The following is a 17696-nucleotide window of genomic DNA, read 5'->3' as shown; positions in this document are numbered from 1 at the left end:
TTAAAAATTCCAAACTTACATCACAAATATACTGTTTAGTATAGCACTATCAGCTAAAATTAATATGTTTGTGTTCGAACACATTTTAATCAATATGAAATGAGCCATAGCACAAAAGGATTATTGGCGAATGACATCTGTCTGATAAAAACAACATAATTTAACTAGATGAAAAACAACTTAACAAACTTAACTCTCTTTTGTTTTACAAATTTACTCTTCGCCCAGGAGTTACCTAACGATTTGAAGCATTACATTCAAAATCCGCAGGTAATTTCAGAGAATAAAGAAGACACACACACAACGTTTTATTCATTTTCTTCTGAAAATGATGCTTTAAAAAATAACTGGAAAACTTCTGCAAACTATCTTAGTTTAGATGGACTGTGGAAATTTAAATGGGTTCGTAAACCTGCAGACAGACCTCAGGATTTTATGAAACCTGAAGTTGATGTGACAGGCTGGGATGATATTAAAGTACCGGCGAACTGGGAGGTTGAAGGTTATGGCGTGCCTATTTATGTAAACCATCAATACGAGTTTGCCGATTATAAAGCTCCGGTTTCAAGTGAAATTACTTTTACAGATAAAATTTATCCGTCTAATCCGGGGCAAGTACCATTTGATTACAATCCGGTAGGGTCGTATAGAAGAACGTTTACAGTAAGTAAAGGCTGGGATGAGAAAGAAGTGTTTCTGCACATTGGAGCCATGAAATCGGGAGGTTTTGTCTGGATTAATGGAAATTACGTTGGGTATTCTCAAGGGAGCAAACTTCCGGCAGAATTCAATATTTCAAAGTATTTAAAGGAAGGAGAAAACACTATAGCGCTTCAAATTTTCAGATGGACAGACGGTTCTTATTTAGAATGTCAGGATTTCTGGCGTATCAGTGGTATAGAACGTAGTGTTTATGTATATGCTCAGCCCAAAGCACGTATAAAGGATTTTGAGGTTATGGCAACCTTAGATGGTGCTTATACTACAGGTTTATTAGACCTTACGGTAGCTGTTAATAATGCAGATGTAAAATCGAAAACAGTTGATGTTTTTTATGAGGTTTTAGATAATAAAGGTTCGGCGGTTGCAAAAGGAAACCAATCGGTAAAAGTGCCTTCCGATGGAACCATTAATGTGAATTTAAAAACGCAAATTTTTAATGCCCTGCCGTGGACAGCCGAAACACCAAATCTATATCAGGTGGTCGTGACGACTAAAGAAAAGGGGAATATTTTAGAATCAACTTCCTCAAAAGTTGGGTTTAGAACCGTTGAAATTAAAAACGGATTGTTACGTGTAAACGGACAGGTTATTACCTTAAAAGGTGTAAATACGCAAGAGCATAATCCTGAAACCGGACACGTGGTTAGTGAAGAGCAGATTTTAAAAGACATTCAGCTTTGGAAAGAAAATAACATTAACGCTGTTCGTTTAAGTCATTATCCACAACAGGAGAAGTTTTATGAATTATGTGATATCTATGGTATTTATGTAGTAGATGAAACCAATATAGAATCACACGGTATGTACTACGGAGACCATTCACTTGCAAAAGTAGAAAGTTGGGAAAAAGCACATGTCGATCGTATGATTCGTATGGTAGAGCGCGATAAAAATCATCCGTCTGTAATTATTTGGTCTATGGGTAACGAGGCTGGAAATGGTATTAACTTTTTTGCAGGTTACAAAGCCATAAAAGCACACGATAAACAAAAACGTCCGGTACAATATGAGCGTTCCTATAAAGATGTCGATGGTAATTTATTCGATATGGACGAGAATACCGATATTATTGTGCCTCAGTATCCGTCTCCAGCGTCTTTTGAAAATATTGGAAGATCGAAAACCGATCGTCCGTTTATACCTTCAGAATATGCTCATGCTATGGGGAACAGTACTGGGAACTTTCAGGATTACTGGGATGTGATTGAACAACACGAAAATTTACAAGGAGGTTTTATTTGGGATTGGGTCGATCAGTCCATTTGGAAAACCAACGAAAAAGGTGAGAGGTATTATGCTTATGGAGGTGATTTTGGTGAAGGCATGCCAACCGATAATTCTTTCCTTAATAACGGACTTATTTTTCCGGACCGTACAGCACACCCTGGATTATATGAAGTTAAGAAAGCACATGAATTTATTAACTTTAAAAACAAGGGCATCAACGGCGATAATCAGGTTAGAGTTTTAATTGAAAATTTATATGATTTTACAAATCTTGATAAGTTCGACATTAAAGCAAAAATTAAAGCCGATGGCGAAGTTTTAGATACGTTTAATGCAGGTAGTATTGCTGTAGAACCACATACAGGTAAATTGGTAAGAGTACCATTGAGTAATATTGAATTTAAAGAAAATACCGAGTATTTTTTAGAGATAGAAGCCATTCTTAAAGAGGATTGGGGTATTTTAAAGGCAGGTTACACGGTGGCACACGAGCAGATTTTATTAGGCAGAAAGCTGAAATGGCAAGAAGAAGTTATAGCAACAGATAAGGCTGTTAAGGTTAATGAAACTAAAGATGTATTAGAACTTTCGGGTGATGATTTTAAATTAGTATTTGATAAAGCTTCAGGTAAAATGGAATCATATGTTTTTGCCGGTGAAGAACTAATTAAAGACCAAAACGGACCAAAACTAAACTTTTGGCGCGCACCAACCGATAACGATTTTGGTAACCGTATGCAGGAAAGAAATATAGCCTGGAAAGAGGCTTCGTTAAACTACAAAGTAGCTTCGTTTACAACAGATAAATCAGAAAACGGAAAAGTAACTGTAAATGTGACTTATAATTTGCCAGGTGTTGAAACAACTTTTGTGTCTGTATATTCAGTATTTGCGAATGGAGTTGTAAAAATTGATAACACGCTAAATACAACAACATACGAAGCCGATATACCTAGAATGGGCATGCGCATGCAATTACCGAAGGCATTTAGTAAGATGACATATTATGGACGCGGACCATGGGAAAATTATACCGACAGAAAAGCTTCAGCGTTTGTAGATGTCTATGATTCTTCAGTATCCGATCAGTATGTGCCGTATATTCGTCCTCAGGAAAACGGATATAAAACCGATGTGCGTTGGGCAGCTTTTGCCAATTCAGATAACAATGGTTTGCTTGTAGTGTCTTCCGTAGGTAATAAAAAAGACTTAGGTTTAAGTGCGTTACATATGCTTAATGAAGATTTTGATGCTACCGATGGTTTAAATTATGCTGTTGAAAAGAAAGTAGAAAAGCATGCAACCAAAGACGAGAACTATAGCGATGGTATGCCTGAAGTGAATAAAAGCAAGCATACTATTGATATTATTGAACGCGATTTAGTTCAGTTAAATATCGATATGGACCAACGAGGTCTTGGAGGAGATAACAGTTGGGGAGCAAAACCTCAAAAGGAATATATGTTAACAGGAAACCATGTAAATACCTATAGTTTCTATATGATTCCGTTTAAAAATGGAAACAAAGAAAAGTTTATCGAACTATTTAAATCGGTTTACACGATTAAATAAATTTTAACTCTTAAGAATTTAAAAAATCCGTAGTTGTTTTTAACTACGGATTTTTTTGTTTAATATGCGCCTTTAAATCTTGCCCTCAAATCATTCTAATAGAACAAGTCACTAATAATTATCAATTATTACTATTTTTATTTTATGCTCTCACAGGATTCAGATATAGTAGATCGTCTTAAAAAAGGGGATAAGAAGGCTTTAACTGAGCTTTACGATAGCTATTGGAAGCCTCTATATATCAGTTCCTATAATCTTCTTAAGGATAAAGAACTCTGTGAAGAAATCATTCAAGATGTTTTTATTGATGTCTGGAATTATAGAGACAATCTTCAAATTAAAATATCATTAAAATCGTATTTATATGCTTGTGTAAGATATAAGGTGTTTAGCGAATTTCGAAAAAATAAAATTCAGCGTGTAGAATTATTTGAAGGACTAAACGATCGATTTCAATATGCTACGCCCGAAACCAAACTGATGCATGAAGAGTTGGTGATGCAAATAGATACGATTGTTAAGACTCTACCCGAACGTTGCCGGGAAGTCTATATTTTAAGTAGAAATGAGCAATTAAGCCATAAAGAAATTGCCGAAAAACTAGGCATTTCACCAAAAACAGTTGAGAATCACATCACATTGGCTTTAAGAACCATCCGTTCGTCGCTAGGATACTTGTTAAGTATAGAAATGCTGTATTTTATACATTAATCGATATTCCTTTTTTCGCAGTATTACTTTCTTTATTTGAAAAATAATTCAGTGTTATCCCTTTAATTACTGAGGGTTTGTCGTGTTTGTAAATAAAAAGTTAATTTTTTTTTAAATTTCATTAGGGGATAGGTCTTTTATTCTACACATAAAAGATGAACCCAGTTATTTAAAAATATTTTAATGGACAATACCGAAATGAATAATAAGTTTTTCCGAAGATTGATAGAACGCTATCTTGAAGGGGAAACGACGGCCGATGAGTTAAAGCTCTTGGTTAATTACTACGAAAGTTTCCAAAAGGAAAATGAGTGGGTTGAAGCCTTAGGGCCAGAAGACGTTATTAAAGAACGGATGTTGGTTAACATCTTGGAAGCGATAAAAGATGATGAAGAAATTAAGCAGCCAAAGGTGATTTCTATATTTAGGTCTGCTTATGTAAAATATGCGGTTGCAGCTTCAATATTAGCATTTGTAGCAATCTATACAATTATAAATAAAGGGACAGACTTTATAGTTCAAGAGGACGCTGTTGTTAATACGAGTATTGAAGTAGGAACCAATAAAGCGGTATTAACCAGAGAGGATGGTTCTAACATTACTTTAGAAAAAGGAGAGCAACTTGCCTTTGATAATTTAGAAAGTAATGGAGAAGAACTTGTTTATACTAATAAAGAGACAGCATCAAAAGCCATTGCCTATAATTATTTAACCATACCAAGAGGCGGACAATTTTTCGTAAAACTATCTGATGGTACTCAGGTTTGGTTAAACTCCGAATCGAAATTAAAATACCCGGTTACTTTTGTAGATGGCGAAAAACGTATGGTGGAACTTTTGTATGGTGAAGCCTATTTTGACGTGTCTCCAAGTACAGCTCATAAAGGTTCGAAATTCATGGTAACCAATAACAATCATGAAATAGAAGTATTAGGAACCGAATTTAACGTTAAAGCCTATAACAACGAATCGAATATAACCACCACTTTAGTAGAAGGAAAGGTAAATATTAAGTATCAAGGGGAAGATCATATCTTACTTCCAAATCAGCAATCTGTATTAGATCGTAGTACCAACACCATAACATTTAATGAGGTTGATGTATTTCACGAAATTTCATGGAAAGAGGGCATTTTTAGTTTCAATAATAAAACCTTGAAAGAGATTATGATGGTATTGTCGCGATGGTATGATTTTAATGTAGAGTTTAAGAATAAAGATGTTGAAAATGAACTATTTGTAGGGACTCTGGGTAAAGATGAAAAAATTGAAAATATACTTCAGAATTTAAAAGAATTAGGAATCATAAATAAATATGAATTTCATGAGAAAAACATAAGTATTGAATAAAAAAAAAAGGGAGCTAAGTTTAAACATTTGGCCGTGTAGCAACTTTCTCCCTCTTGTATGTATTAATTAAAGTAATGTCTAACTAACACAAAACAAATTTATGAAAATTAAATTAACTAACTATCGCTATCTAATACGAAAGCGATTACCCTTATGCATTATGAGAGTATTTATCTTTTTGTTGTGCGCAACGGTTTTTGGGTTTAATCCGAATACATCCTTTTCACAGGAAAAAGTATTCATTAATCAAAACCAGTCTGTTTCAGTAGATGAAATGTTTAACATCATTCAGCAACAAACCAATTACCACTTTATATTTCCTAAAAAGTTATTCAAAGATTCGCCTACTATTCAGTTAGAGCAAGGAGAGGTACTGGTAATAAGTCTTTTAGATAGAGCACTTAAAAACAGTAGTCTGGAGTTTGAAATAGATGAAAATAACACCATTTTAATTAAAAAGGTAGATCATACTTACGACAGAAGACAACAAAAGGTGAAAGTGTCAGGAACGATCACCGATGCCACAGGTATGCCATTAGCAGGTGTTACGGTACTGGAAAAAGGGACTCGTAATGGCGTAGCGACAGATTTTAATGGGGTCTATTCTATTTCTGTAGCAGATAATGCTGTTTTAGAGTTTACCTATGTAGGTTTCATTAAAGAAACTAAAGAGGTTAGTGCCTTAACCTATTATTCTAATGTAGATGTCACTTTAAAAGAAGATGTAAATGCCTTGCAGGAGGTGGTTGTTACGGGATATCAAACTTTATCCAGAGAAAGAACAACCGGGTCTTTTGCTCAGGTTGGAGCAGAACAACTTCAGCAAAGACCAAGTAGTACCAATATTATTGATCGTATTATTGGACAAATACCAAGTGTGAATATTAATAATGCATTTGGACAAGGAACTTTTGAAATTAGAGGTAGAGGTTCTGTCTTGAGTTCTAATACCAGTCCGCTAATTGTGGTAGATGGATTCCCTTTAGCAGACCAGTCTAATTTAGAGTCGATAAACCCAGAAGATGTAGAAACCATTACAGTCCTTAAAGATGCGGCAGCAGCATCAATCTGGGGGTCAAGGGCAGCTAACGGTGTAGTAGTTGTTGTTACCAAAAGAGGAGGAAAAAATAAAGCATTAACAGTAGACGCTTCAACATTTGTCGATTTAGAAGAGAATATTGATTTAAAGAACTTTAACTTCATGACTACAGCTCAAGAGTTAGCTTTAGATCAGGAGTATATCGATAGAGGTTGGACTAATATAAATGGATTAGAAACAGGTACAGCTAGTATTAACGATTTTCATTTGGCGCATATATACAGAAATGGTACGTCGCCTGATGGTGTAGTGTGGTCTCAAAACACTTTTGATAACTATATCAATGAACTTAAGAAGAGAGATATAGACCAACAGTGGAGTAAATACTTTTTAAGAACAGGAACACAAAAAACATACAATCTGTCTTTATCAGGTGGAGGAGAACGTAATGCTTTTTTTGCATCATTGTCTTATGTAGATCAAAATGGAGCTGTAATAGGTGATGATAACGATCGTATGACTATGAATCTTAGAAATACGTTCGATTTTAATGATAAGATATCTTTTACAGCTGGTATGACCGCTGCTTTAAGACAGCAAAAGGATAATTATTTAACGTCACGATATGGTTTAGACCCAATTGAATTGGTTAAGTTGGCGCAACCTTACGACCAGTTGGTTGATGAAAACGGTCAGTATATCCAAAAGTATTATGACTGGAATCCGTGGATGTCTCAAGATCGTGAAGCAGAACTAGGAGTGCCTTATACCTATAATGCCTTGGAAGATAGTAGAAACCGTGATCAAAGCAGTACGCTGGTAGATATAAGAGCCGATTTTCAATTGGACATAGAATTATTTAAAGATTTCGTGGTAAGTAGTTCATTTAGATATGAGCGTAATACCAATGACTTAGATGAGTTTAGATCTATGAATATGCCATCTTGGCGTAACACGGTTAATGATTTTTACGTATATGATTCATCAACAGGGAATTATCAGTACGGTATACCTCCAGGATCAATGTATTTACAGGAACGTTCATATTCAAAAGGTTGGGTGTTTAAAAATACTATTAACTGGGATAAGACCTGGGATGATCATCAGTTAACAGTGTTTGCCGGAGGTGAATATTCAAGACGATTTAATGAGTCTACAAGAAACAGACAATTTGGATATGATAAACAATCGACGTCGTATTTACCAATTGATGAAGCTGCATTAGTTGGTTACAGATTAACCGACTGGAATGGCGGTAGATTTTATGATTACTATGCTGCATTAGTCTTTAATGTAACGAATAGAGATAACCGATTTGTTAGTGGTTTTTCTAATGTAGGTTACACCTACCAAGGAAAATATACCCTTAACGGTAGTTTTAGAATAGACCAGGCTAATATTTTTGGAAGTAATCCAGATTTTAGATACAAGCCATTATGGTCAGTAGGTTTAGGATGGGATTTAAATAAAGAATCCTTTATGTCTAATGCAAGTTGGATAGATCGTTTAAAGCTTAGAGGAACTTACGGTTTAGCTGGAAATAGTTTAACAGGGGTGTACCCAGAGGCAGCAGCACGCATTAGAAATATTACCTGGGGTAATGTGTATAATAGCTTGTATCTAAGTCAACCAGCTAATCCAGATTTAAAATGGGAGGAAACAGCAACAACAAACTTAGGTCTTGATTTTGCATTTTTTAATGATAGATTGTCTGGTAGCTTTGATTATTATGTAAAAAAGAGCACCGATGTGTATACGAGCAGACCTATTGACCCAACGGTTGGTTTTTCAACCTCGAGAGTAAATTACGCTAATATTGACAATAAAGGGGTTGAATTGGTATTAAATGCAGACATTATTCGTAATGATGATTTTAAATGGTCTGTAAGAGCTAATTTTAACCACAATAAGAATATTTTATCAAAATCATTAATTGAATCTAATCCAACAGCAGATGGATTGTCATCAGGAAATGCTTATGTAGAGGGTGATGCCATGGGGTCTTTTTATGCGTATAACTTTGCTGGTTTAGATGATAACGGAGAGGTGTTATTATATGATTTAGATGGTAATACCAAGAAATGGAATGATGGTACAATCATGCCGGAAGAAATGGAATATTCTGGTACCAGAACAGCGCCTCATTATGGTGGTTTATCCAACACGTTTAGATATAAGGGCTTAGACCTTACTATAAACATGAACTATCAGGCAGGACACGTATTTAGAATGTCTTATAACTACGGATCAGTGGGATATGGTACTTACAATAACTACGATTACGATTTTGGTAATATTAGAATGCACAAAGAGTGGGCTAAACGCTGGATGCAACCGGGAGATGAGGCCACTACAGATGTCCCTGGATTAATAAGCCGATCGTTAACAGGTACTATGCATAGAATCTGGAGCCAATCTACGAGAAATACCCATAAAGCAGATTATATAAGAGTACAGGATATTATTTTAGGGTATAGTATGCCACAACAGTTTTTAGATAAAACATTTTTCAAAAACTTACGCTTAAGCATGCAGGTTACCAATCCGTTCCTTTGGGTTAAAAATGATTTAGGAGTAGATCCTACCGCTCCAAACAGTGAAGCTTATATGAATTTAACACGTTATACCTTAGGGGTTAGAGCGTCATTTTAAAAAGTAACACTATGAAAACAAAACGTAATATCATGAAAAAAACATATATATATTTATTACTAACATTTCTGACCTTATCGGCTTGTCAAAGCCCGGATGATTTCCTAGATGTAGAACCTACAGGATTGATTATTCCTTCAACATTAGAAGATATCGATAAGTTATTACAGAATTATGCTATCCTTCGTGAAGTAGGCCAGAATACAAGATTCATGGATCCAGATGTATACCTTAACGATGCCAGTTTTGCTTCGATTGCAAATACTACAAAGGATGTAAATGCCTATGCATGGAAACACGATATTTTTCCTGTAGGTGTTAATGATAAAGATTATAATGATTTTTATTTCTATATCCATACCATGAATTATATTTTAGAGAATGTAAATGGTGTAGATCCTGGGAATTTTAATCCGGCAAACCGCGATATCTTAAAAGCTGAAGCTTTAGCCCAACGTGCTTTTGAATATTTCTTGGTGGTTAATGAATATGCACACCATTACGATCCGGCAAACCCAGATTTACCTGGGGTAGCGATGCCGTTAAAAATCGATTTACAGGCTCAGTTAGGGCGTTCAACGCTGGGTGAAGTATACGAGCAAATGTTAAAAGATTTAAACGAAGCACTTAGCCTATTAGGGAATAATTATCAGGCTATAAACTCTTATGCTAATTTTAGACCAGGTCGCGCTTCTATCTATGCTTTAATTGCAGAAATTAACCTATTCATGGGTGATTTTGACGAAGCTGTAGAAAATTCTAATAGAGCTTTAAGTCTTTACGATTTCTTATACGATTACAATACCATAGATTTTGCAAATCCATCTAATCCATGGTCAGGGTATAATAATGGTAGTTTATGGTATAGCGGTACATTAAATAAAGAGAATATGTGGAACAGATACAACTATTGGTCTTTTAGTCGCCCATTTCACCTATATGCTCCAGAATTGGAAGCCTTGTATGATAAAGACAATGACAGAAGATGGTATTTGTTTGCAACACAAACTTCAAGTGCAGGAGTAGATGTCTCTCCAAACTATATTTACATGCACGCAAATTCTGAGCGTTGTAATGGTTTAACGGTGCCAAGATTAATGTTAACCAATGCAGAAGCTAAAGTGCGCACGGGTAATGGAGCAGGAGCTATAGCAGTTTTAAATACATTGTTAGCAAATAGAATGTCGACGTTTACAGCATTAACCCATACAAATGATGCAACAACCTTACAAATTGTTAAAAATGAAAGACGTAAGGAATTAGCAGGAACATCTATAAATCTTTTCGATCAAAAAAGATATCATGTATATGGAGATGCAGTCCCAACCTACACGCGTATCAATCCAGAAACAGGTGAGACTATTGAGTTAAAACCAGGAGACGATGGTTATGTTGTGAAAATTGCTCCGGCAGTTACCGATCAAAATCCAAACTTAAATTAATTAACTAAAGGTCAGTATTTTATATTTTATATATAAAGTAGGATCATTAAATACAATATAGAGATGAAAAAAATAATTTTATTTTATTTAGGCTTGTTATTGCTTCCTGTTTTTCAATCTTGTGAGGAAGAGGATGATGTAGTAACGCCAAGACCATACAATTCTACATGGGTAGATAATGCAACACTTAAATTTACACCTGCAATAGAAGACCTCAAAGCATTTGAATATTATGTAGAAGCCGGAGCAAATGGTAGTCAATATTGGAATACAACCGATGTAGATTTTAATGTAACACTTGAGTTAGGTGATGCTACAGCATCAGAAATTAGCAAAATTGATATCTATGCGTTTGTAGAAGAAACAGATGGTGAGAACTTTACATATTTAGGAGGTGAACAAGGGAAATTATATGAAACTATTTCAAATCCTTCCGATTCGTTTGTACTTTCTTTTTCAAAAGATAAGTTAGAGGAATTATTTAAAAATGATTTTTCTGCAAATCATAACGGTCAGGTAGCTACCGATGATATTTTTGAATTTAAATGGGTTATTACTGGAAAGGATGGATCTGTAGTAGATTCAAGAGTGGATTGCTTCGGGTTTAATTGTACTTATGGCATTGGAACAAATGTAATTGATGTTGCTCCACCAATCTGGGAAGGAACTTTTAATTACGAATGGACTGCCGTTACAGCTAACGCTACAATTTATGGAAGAGTAACTGTTGGACAAACAGGAACCATGACCTTTACATTGCAGCCTGGTTTCTTTACAGTATATGATGTAAGTCATTTAACTGCGGATTATTACTATGGTAGTGCCGGAACCTTAACTTACGATTACGAAAGTGGTCTGGTTGAAATTCAAGGTAGATATGCGCAAAAATGGGATATCGTTGATGTGAGTGGGCCAACATTAACCATTGATTTTAGTTACCAATATTCAGCAGGATATGATGAGTATGGAACCTTTACACTTACCAGAACAGATGGTCAGGACTGGCCTTCTAATATCTACACAAACTAATTTGTAAGTCATATTTTATTGGTGTCGATACAGGTTGCAGCCTGTATCGGCATACAATAAACGTATTACATTAATTTTTTAAAACATGAAAACAGTAAAAATACTGGGAGTCATATTAATGGCTTCTACGGGATTCTTTGGCTGTAAAACTAAGGATATTGGTTTGCAAAAGGAGATGTCATCAACATTTACGCTAAAGGCGAATTTAGAAAACCTTGATACAGAATACTTGATTTATTCTGAAAAGAATAATGCGTATCCAGATGGTTACCGAAGAGATACCCTTTGGGTGAATAATGGGAAGTTTACATTTACCGACTCGGTTGATGATTATAAACTGTATTTCATTCATGTTGTAAATACCAGAAGTTGGGTGCGAGAATATGATGGTAAAACCTATACATCTTCAACAAAAGCCGATGTGAATAGATTATGGTTTATCGGTTATCCAGGCGCTGAAATTAGCTGTACAGGTAGAGTCGACGATTATATGGTAAATGCAAAGTTGTCTGATAAAAAAGGCGTCAATCAGGATTTTACAATTATCCAGGAAAAGACATTTCCATTAATTGATAAAGCTCATGCTTTAAAAGTTAGAACATATACCGAAGAATTAAGTGAAGAAGAATCTAGAAGGTTATCAGATTCATCAGATGTGCTATTTAAACAAGCAATCGAATTAAAAAAAGATTTTGCTAAAAATCATCCAAAATCTATAGCAGCGTCTTATGTGTTTATGGATGGGTATTACAGAAAGTATTTTAAGCACGATGAAGCTAAAGCAGTTCTTGCCGGTTTTGATTCAGAAGCCTTATCAGGCACGCCTTTTTATGATGAAGTTAAAAGCAGAATAGAAGCGGTTGAAAGTACACAAATAGGCATGCCAGCCCCTGAGGTTGTTACTAATAATACTTTGGATGGTTCAGAATTTAAATTGTCAAATTTTAAAGGAAATTATGTGTTGCTGGATTATTGGGGAACCTGGTGCGGCCCATGTATGGCGGAGATTCCAAAAATAAAAGAGTATTATAAAAAGTATTCAGATAAAAATTTTGTTGTAGTGGGTGTTAATTCTGGAGATGCTGTTCCGAGATGGAAAAAAACCGTTGAAGAGAATGGATATAATTGGGAACACATACAAACTACAGATGATAATAATCTTTTAGTACCGTTTAATGTAAATTCTTTTCCAACCAAAATATTAATAGACCCGGAAGGTAAGATTATTTACAATTCAAAAAATCCGGAAAAGGTAGACATGTATGCCATGTTGGATAATATTTTTAAAAAGGGATAAAACAAATCTAATCTAATGAAAAGAATATCAGCAATTTTTATATTAATTCTTCTTGCAGCTTGTAAAACCAATAATACGGTAGATTATGCAATTCTTCAAGGTAAAATTGAGAACAAAGGAGAATACAAAAAACTGACCCTAACTAATAATGATCGGGATTTCAAGTATGAAATAGACATAGCAGAAGATGGTAGTTTTCAGGACACATTGAATATAGATTCGGGTGTATACACTTTGTCTTTGGATAGAAGAAAATATATAAGTGTTGCTTTATTTGATGGAGATCAACTTACTGTAACGAGTGATGCAGAAAATTTTGCTGATTCATTAAAATTTGAAGGCCAAGGAGGGAATGAAAATATTTTGTTACAGAGTATTAATGGTAAAATAAAGGATTTTGATCAAAACAGAAAAAATGACTATACTTTAGAAGAGGGGGCTTATAAAAGTTTGATTTTAAATCAAAAAAGTAAATTAATGTCATTGTTAAATGCTTCTGAAGTTATCAATCCTCTTTTTAAAGATCAACAGACCAGATATATAAATTATTGGTTCGTACACAACTTACAGTATTATCAAAACTCACATAGATATTTTACTGAAGATCCAGATTTTGTTGTTTCAAAGAATTTTTTGGATGAAGCAAAGGCTATTGATTTTCAAATTGAAGAGGATTATAAAGGATCTAAATACTATAATAATTTAGTAAATATTGAGCATAGAGAAATAGCAGATAGTCTTGTAAAAGACGGGTTTAAATCTGTTAGACAAGCAAGGCTTGAAGTAGCAACCCAATTTCAGTCAGATTACATTCGTAATGACCTTTTGTATCAAACAATAATGGGGACTTTAGTTTTTGCTAATGAATTCTCAGCAGACTATAACACGTATTTAGAATTGACTACTAATGAAACTCAAAAAGCTAAGGTTCAAGAAAAATATAACCAGGTAAAAGCATTAGAAAAGGGAAATCCGTCACCAGCTTTTACTGAGTATGAAAATCACAGTGGAGGTAAAACTTCTCTAGAGGATTTTAGAGGAAAATATGTTTATATCGATGTTTGGGCAACCTGGTGCGGACCATGTAAAGCTGAAATTCCATATTTAATTGAGGTAGAGAAAAAATATCATGACAACAACAATATTGCTTTTGTAAGTATTTCGGTTGATAAAGAAAAAGACTATGACAAATGGAAAACTATGGTTAAAGAAAAGGGATTAGGGGGAGTTCAGTTAATCGCTGATAATGTTTTTAATTCCGATTTTATAAAAGCATATCAAATTATGGGGATTCCTCAGTTTATTTTAATTGATCCCGAAGGTAATATTGTTAATCGAAATGCTCCAAGACCATCGTCAAGTGAACTTTTAGATGTATTCGAAGAACTAAAACTTTAATTCTATAGGTCAGAGAATTGTGATTTAAGACAGTTGTAGGGTAGAGTGGAATATTTTAAAATTATTTTAATATGATAAAAAAAATTTTAGGTGTCGGAGCCATCTTGATGAGTTTGGTTTCCTGTCATATGGAACATGAAAATGATTATATCGTTTTACGAGGAACGGTTTTGAATAAACAGGCTGATGATTTAAAATTGATGAGTTTGGTTTATTCAAATAGTAAATACATTCCAATTAATGAAGATGGAACATTCATCGATACATTACAAGTAGAGGCTGATAATGTTATGCTGTATTACGGAAGTAAGCTAACATACATGTATTTGCAAGCAGGAGATAATATTGAATTAAATTTTGATAACAATAACTATGATGAAACCATAAAGTTTTCAGGAACAGGTGCTACTTACAATAATTATTTATTAGAGAAGCAAAAGGTTTCAAAAGACATTTTAAAAGAAGTAGGCAACGTTTATTTACTTCCTGAAAATGAATTTAAAAAGAAACAACAAGAGATAGTATCAGCTTCTTTTAGGCTTTTAGAAACTAGTCAAGGATTGCCAAGTGAATACATTGATAAAGAGAGGAGAAATATTAGATACAGTTATTTAAGTCGATTAAATGAGTATGAGGGTTCTCACGCCTATTATAGTAAGACTCCGGATTTTAAGGTGTCTGAAGGATTTTTAAAAGAATTTGATGAATTAGATTATAATAATGCTGAAGATTACTTTTTTTCTAGTAATTACGGTAGGTTAGTCGGTAATTATTGTACAAAATTAGCAAAAGAGTTTTCAGATTCTATTGAAATGGATCAAGATGTTGCTTACTTAAAGGCGGTTAATACTTTATCTAATCAAACCATAAAAAATATTATAAGTTATAAGCGAGCTAAATACGGTATTACTTATACCTCCGATTTAGAAGGGTATTATGCCGAATATCTAAAAGGAAGTACAGATGAGGTTAATAACAAAGAAATAGAAGAAAGTTACCTGGCTTTAAAAACCGTTGCTAAGGGCCAACCATCGCCAAAGTTTGAAGGTTATGAGAACATCGATGGCACAACAACATCTTTAGACGATTTAAAAGGAAAATATGTGTATATAGATGTTTGGGCAACATGGTGCGGGCCATGTAAAGGAGAAATTCCTTATTTAAAAGAAGTAGAAAAACAGTATCACGATAAGAATATAGAATTTGTAAGTATCTCGGTAGACACTCCTGATAATCGCGATAAATGGAAAGCCATGGTTGAAGAGAAGGAGTTGGGAGGTATTCAGTTATTAGCAGACAATGCCTTTGACTCGAAATTTGTTCAGGGTTATCTTATAAAAGGGATTCCTCGTTTTATACTATTGGATCCGCAAGGTAATATTGTTACGGCAAATGCCCCAAGACCTTCTAATGAGAAATTGGTGTCGTTATTTGAAGAGTTGAAGTTATAAGTATTGAGTTTATATCTTAATTTTTTTGGTTGAGAATTCATATTTGAGTTAGTTCCCCTTAAGTAAATGTGAATTGTGAAGGGCTGCATCTGCAGCCCTTTTGTGGTTTTTTATTAAAATGATTTAAAACTTGCGGAAAAAACTGTAACTTTTTTCGTGTTTATGAGTCCTATAAGCATCAATCAAAAAAATCAATCATGAGACAAGATAATCAACTTTTAGTTATAATGCACTTAAGTCAGTTAGTCACTTTAGTATTAGGCTTTGGCAGTCTGCTGGTGCCTTTGGTAATTTGGTTAACCCAAAAAGATAAAGTGTACCAAATGGATGAGCATGGGAAAAATATTGTAAACTTTCAATTGAGTTTAATTGTTTACTGTTTATTATGTATTCCGTTAATGTTGCTTTGTGGTATAGGTATTATTGGTTTTATTATTATCGGTATCATATCGCTTATTTTTCCCATTATTAATGCTATTAAAGCCAGTAACGGTGAAGTTGCAAAATACCCGTTATCTCTTAATTTTATTAGTTAGTTTAGTTAGTTGAGGTAATAAAAAAACGCTCACCATTGGTGAGCGTTTTTCTTTATGTATAAAATTAAAAATCTTAGCTATTCAGCATTACCGGCATAACAAGCATGGTAATTTGCTCACCTTCATCTAAACCATCAATAGGAGTTAAAATACCCGCACGGTTTGGCATGCTCATCTCTAACTGTACATCGTCTGAATTTAAGTTGTTCAGCATCTCTGTTAAAAAACGCGAGTTGAAACCAATTTGCATATCGTCTCCCTGGTAGTCACATGTTAAACGCTCTTCAGCTTTGTTACTGTAGTCGATGTCTTCCGCAGAAATATTTAATTCGGCTCCTGCTATTTTTAAACGAATCTGGTGTGTTGTTTTGTTCGAGAAAATACTAACACGGCGTACAGAGTTCGAAAATTGTGTTCTGTCGATAACTAATTTATTCGGATTCTCCTTAGGAATTACCGCTTCGTAGTTAGGGTATTTCCCGTCGATTAAACGACAAATTAAAGTTGAGTTTTCAAAGATGAATTTCGCGTTAGAATCGTTGTATTCAATGGTTACATCTTCTTCGCTACCAGCCAGAATACCTTTTAAAAGATTTAATGGTTTTTTAGGCATGATGAATTCAGCAACCTGACTTGCTTTAATATCTTCGCGCGTATATTTTACTAATTTATGGGCATCGGTAGCCACAAAGGTTAAACCTTCGGTAGAGAACTGGAAAAATACTCCGCTCATTACCGGACGTAAATCGTCGTTACCTGCAGCAAAAATAGTTTTACTAATTGCTGTAGCTAAAACATCACCTAAAACAACCGTTTTACTAGGGTCTTCTAAAGTTACTGCCTTAGGGAATTCTTTTCCGCTGGCATAAGCTAAAGCATATTTTCCGTGGTTAGAGCTAATTTCAACGGTGTTGTTATCTTCAATAACAAAAGTTAAAGGCTGCTCAGGGAAGGTTTTAAGCGTATCAAGTAACAAACGTGCCGGAATAGCAACACTACCTTCACTGTTGCTCTCAACTTCAAGTGTAGAGGACATGGTGGTTTCTAAATCACTTGCAGAGACGGTTAATTTAGATTGGTCTAATTCAAATAAAAAGTTATCTAAAATAGGTAAGGTGTTAGAGCTATTAATAACCCCGCCTAAAACTTGTAATTGTTTTAATAAATAAGTACTCGATACTATAAATTTCATGTTTTAACTTTATGGTTTTGGTTGATTACATGCTACCATTACAAATTAATAACTGTGCTTTAGAACACAGCTGTAAC

11 protein-coding genes are annotated in these 17696 nt (G+C 34.4%); 10 read left to right on the top strand and 1 reads right to left on the bottom strand.

Annotation, left to right across the window (positions count from 1 at the left end; all coding sequences use genetic code 11):
* Positions 1–168 precede the first annotated feature (168 nt).
* The 10 genes from R1X58_RS15065 to R1X58_RS15020 all read left to right on the top strand — a co-directional run bounded on the left by R1X58_RS15065 (position 169) and on the right by R1X58_RS15020 (position 16427).
* The gene (locus R1X58_RS15065) at positions 169–3522 is read left to right on the top strand and encodes a glycoside hydrolase family 2 TIM barrel-domain containing protein (protein ID WP_240573191.1); all 3354 of its coding nucleotides are present in this window, start codon (positions 169–171) and stop codon (positions 3520–3522) included.
* Between the two features lie 144 nt (positions 3523–3666).
* Positions 3667–4233: an RNA polymerase sigma-70 factor gene (locus tag R1X58_RS15060; protein ID WP_240573190.1), complete on the top strand. Its 567-nt coding sequence runs from the start codon at positions 3667–3669 to the stop codon at positions 4231–4233.
* 183 nt (positions 4234–4416) lie between these two features.
* Complete coding sequence (locus R1X58_RS15055) at positions 4417–5583, top strand: FecR family protein (RefSeq protein WP_240573189.1); 1167 nt, start codon at positions 4417–4419, stop codon at positions 5581–5583.
* Between the two features lie 160 nt (positions 5584–5743).
* The gene (locus R1X58_RS15050; RefSeq protein ID WP_240573188.1) at positions 5744–9274 is read left to right on the top strand and encodes a SusC/RagA family TonB-linked outer membrane protein; all 3531 of its coding nucleotides are present in this window, start codon (positions 5744–5746) and stop codon (positions 9272–9274) included.
* A 32-nt stretch (positions 9275–9306) separates the two neighbouring features.
* Complete coding sequence (locus R1X58_RS15045; RefSeq protein WP_317292996.1) at positions 9307–10716, top strand: RagB/SusD family nutrient uptake outer membrane protein; 1410 nt, start codon at positions 9307–9309, stop codon at positions 10714–10716.
* A 63-nt stretch (positions 10717–10779) separates the two neighbouring features.
* On the top strand, positions 10780–11745 hold the full coding sequence (locus R1X58_RS15040; RefSeq protein ID WP_240573186.1) for a hypothetical protein: 966 nt from the start codon (positions 10780–10782) through the stop codon (positions 11743–11745).
* 85 nt (positions 11746–11830) lie between these two features.
* Positions 11831–13042, top strand: coding sequence for a TlpA family protein disulfide reductase (locus R1X58_RS15035; protein ID WP_240573185.1), 1212 nt, complete (start codon positions 11831–11833; stop codon positions 13040–13042).
* A 15-nt stretch (positions 13043–13057) separates the two neighbouring features.
* The gene (locus R1X58_RS15030) at positions 13058–14440 is read left to right on the top strand and encodes a TlpA family protein disulfide reductase (protein WP_240573184.1); all 1383 of its coding nucleotides are present in this window, start codon (positions 13058–13060) and stop codon (positions 14438–14440) included.
* A 71-nt stretch (positions 14441–14511) separates the two neighbouring features.
* The gene (locus R1X58_RS15025; protein WP_240573183.1) at positions 14512–15891 is read left to right on the top strand and encodes a TlpA family protein disulfide reductase; all 1380 of its coding nucleotides are present in this window, start codon (positions 14512–14514) and stop codon (positions 15889–15891) included.
* A 197-nt stretch (positions 15892–16088) separates the two neighbouring features.
* Positions 16089–16427 carry a DUF4870 domain-containing protein gene (locus tag R1X58_RS15020; RefSeq protein ID WP_240573182.1) on the top strand — a complete coding sequence of 113 codons (339 nt, stop codon included), beginning with the start codon at positions 16089–16091 and terminating at the stop codon, positions 16425–16427.
* A gap of 73 nt (positions 16428–16500) precedes the next feature.
* On the opposite strand, the gene dnaN is transcribed toward R1X58_RS15020, so the two are convergent.
* Positions 16501–17619 carry a DNA polymerase III subunit beta gene (gene dnaN, locus R1X58_RS15015; RefSeq protein WP_240573181.1) on the bottom strand — a complete coding sequence of 373 codons (1119 nt, stop codon included), beginning with the start codon at positions 17617–17619 and terminating at the stop codon, positions 16501–16503.
* Positions 17620–17696: the final 77 nt, after the last annotated feature.

It is taken from the genome of Aestuariibaculum lutulentum (assembly GCF_032926325.1).
Lineage (GTDB): Bacteria > Bacteroidota > Bacteroidia > Flavobacteriales > Flavobacteriaceae > Aestuariibaculum > Aestuariibaculum lutulentum.
The sequence above is the reverse complement of the archived record's forward strand: the minus strand, read 5'-3'. Positions and strand labels throughout refer to the sequence as shown.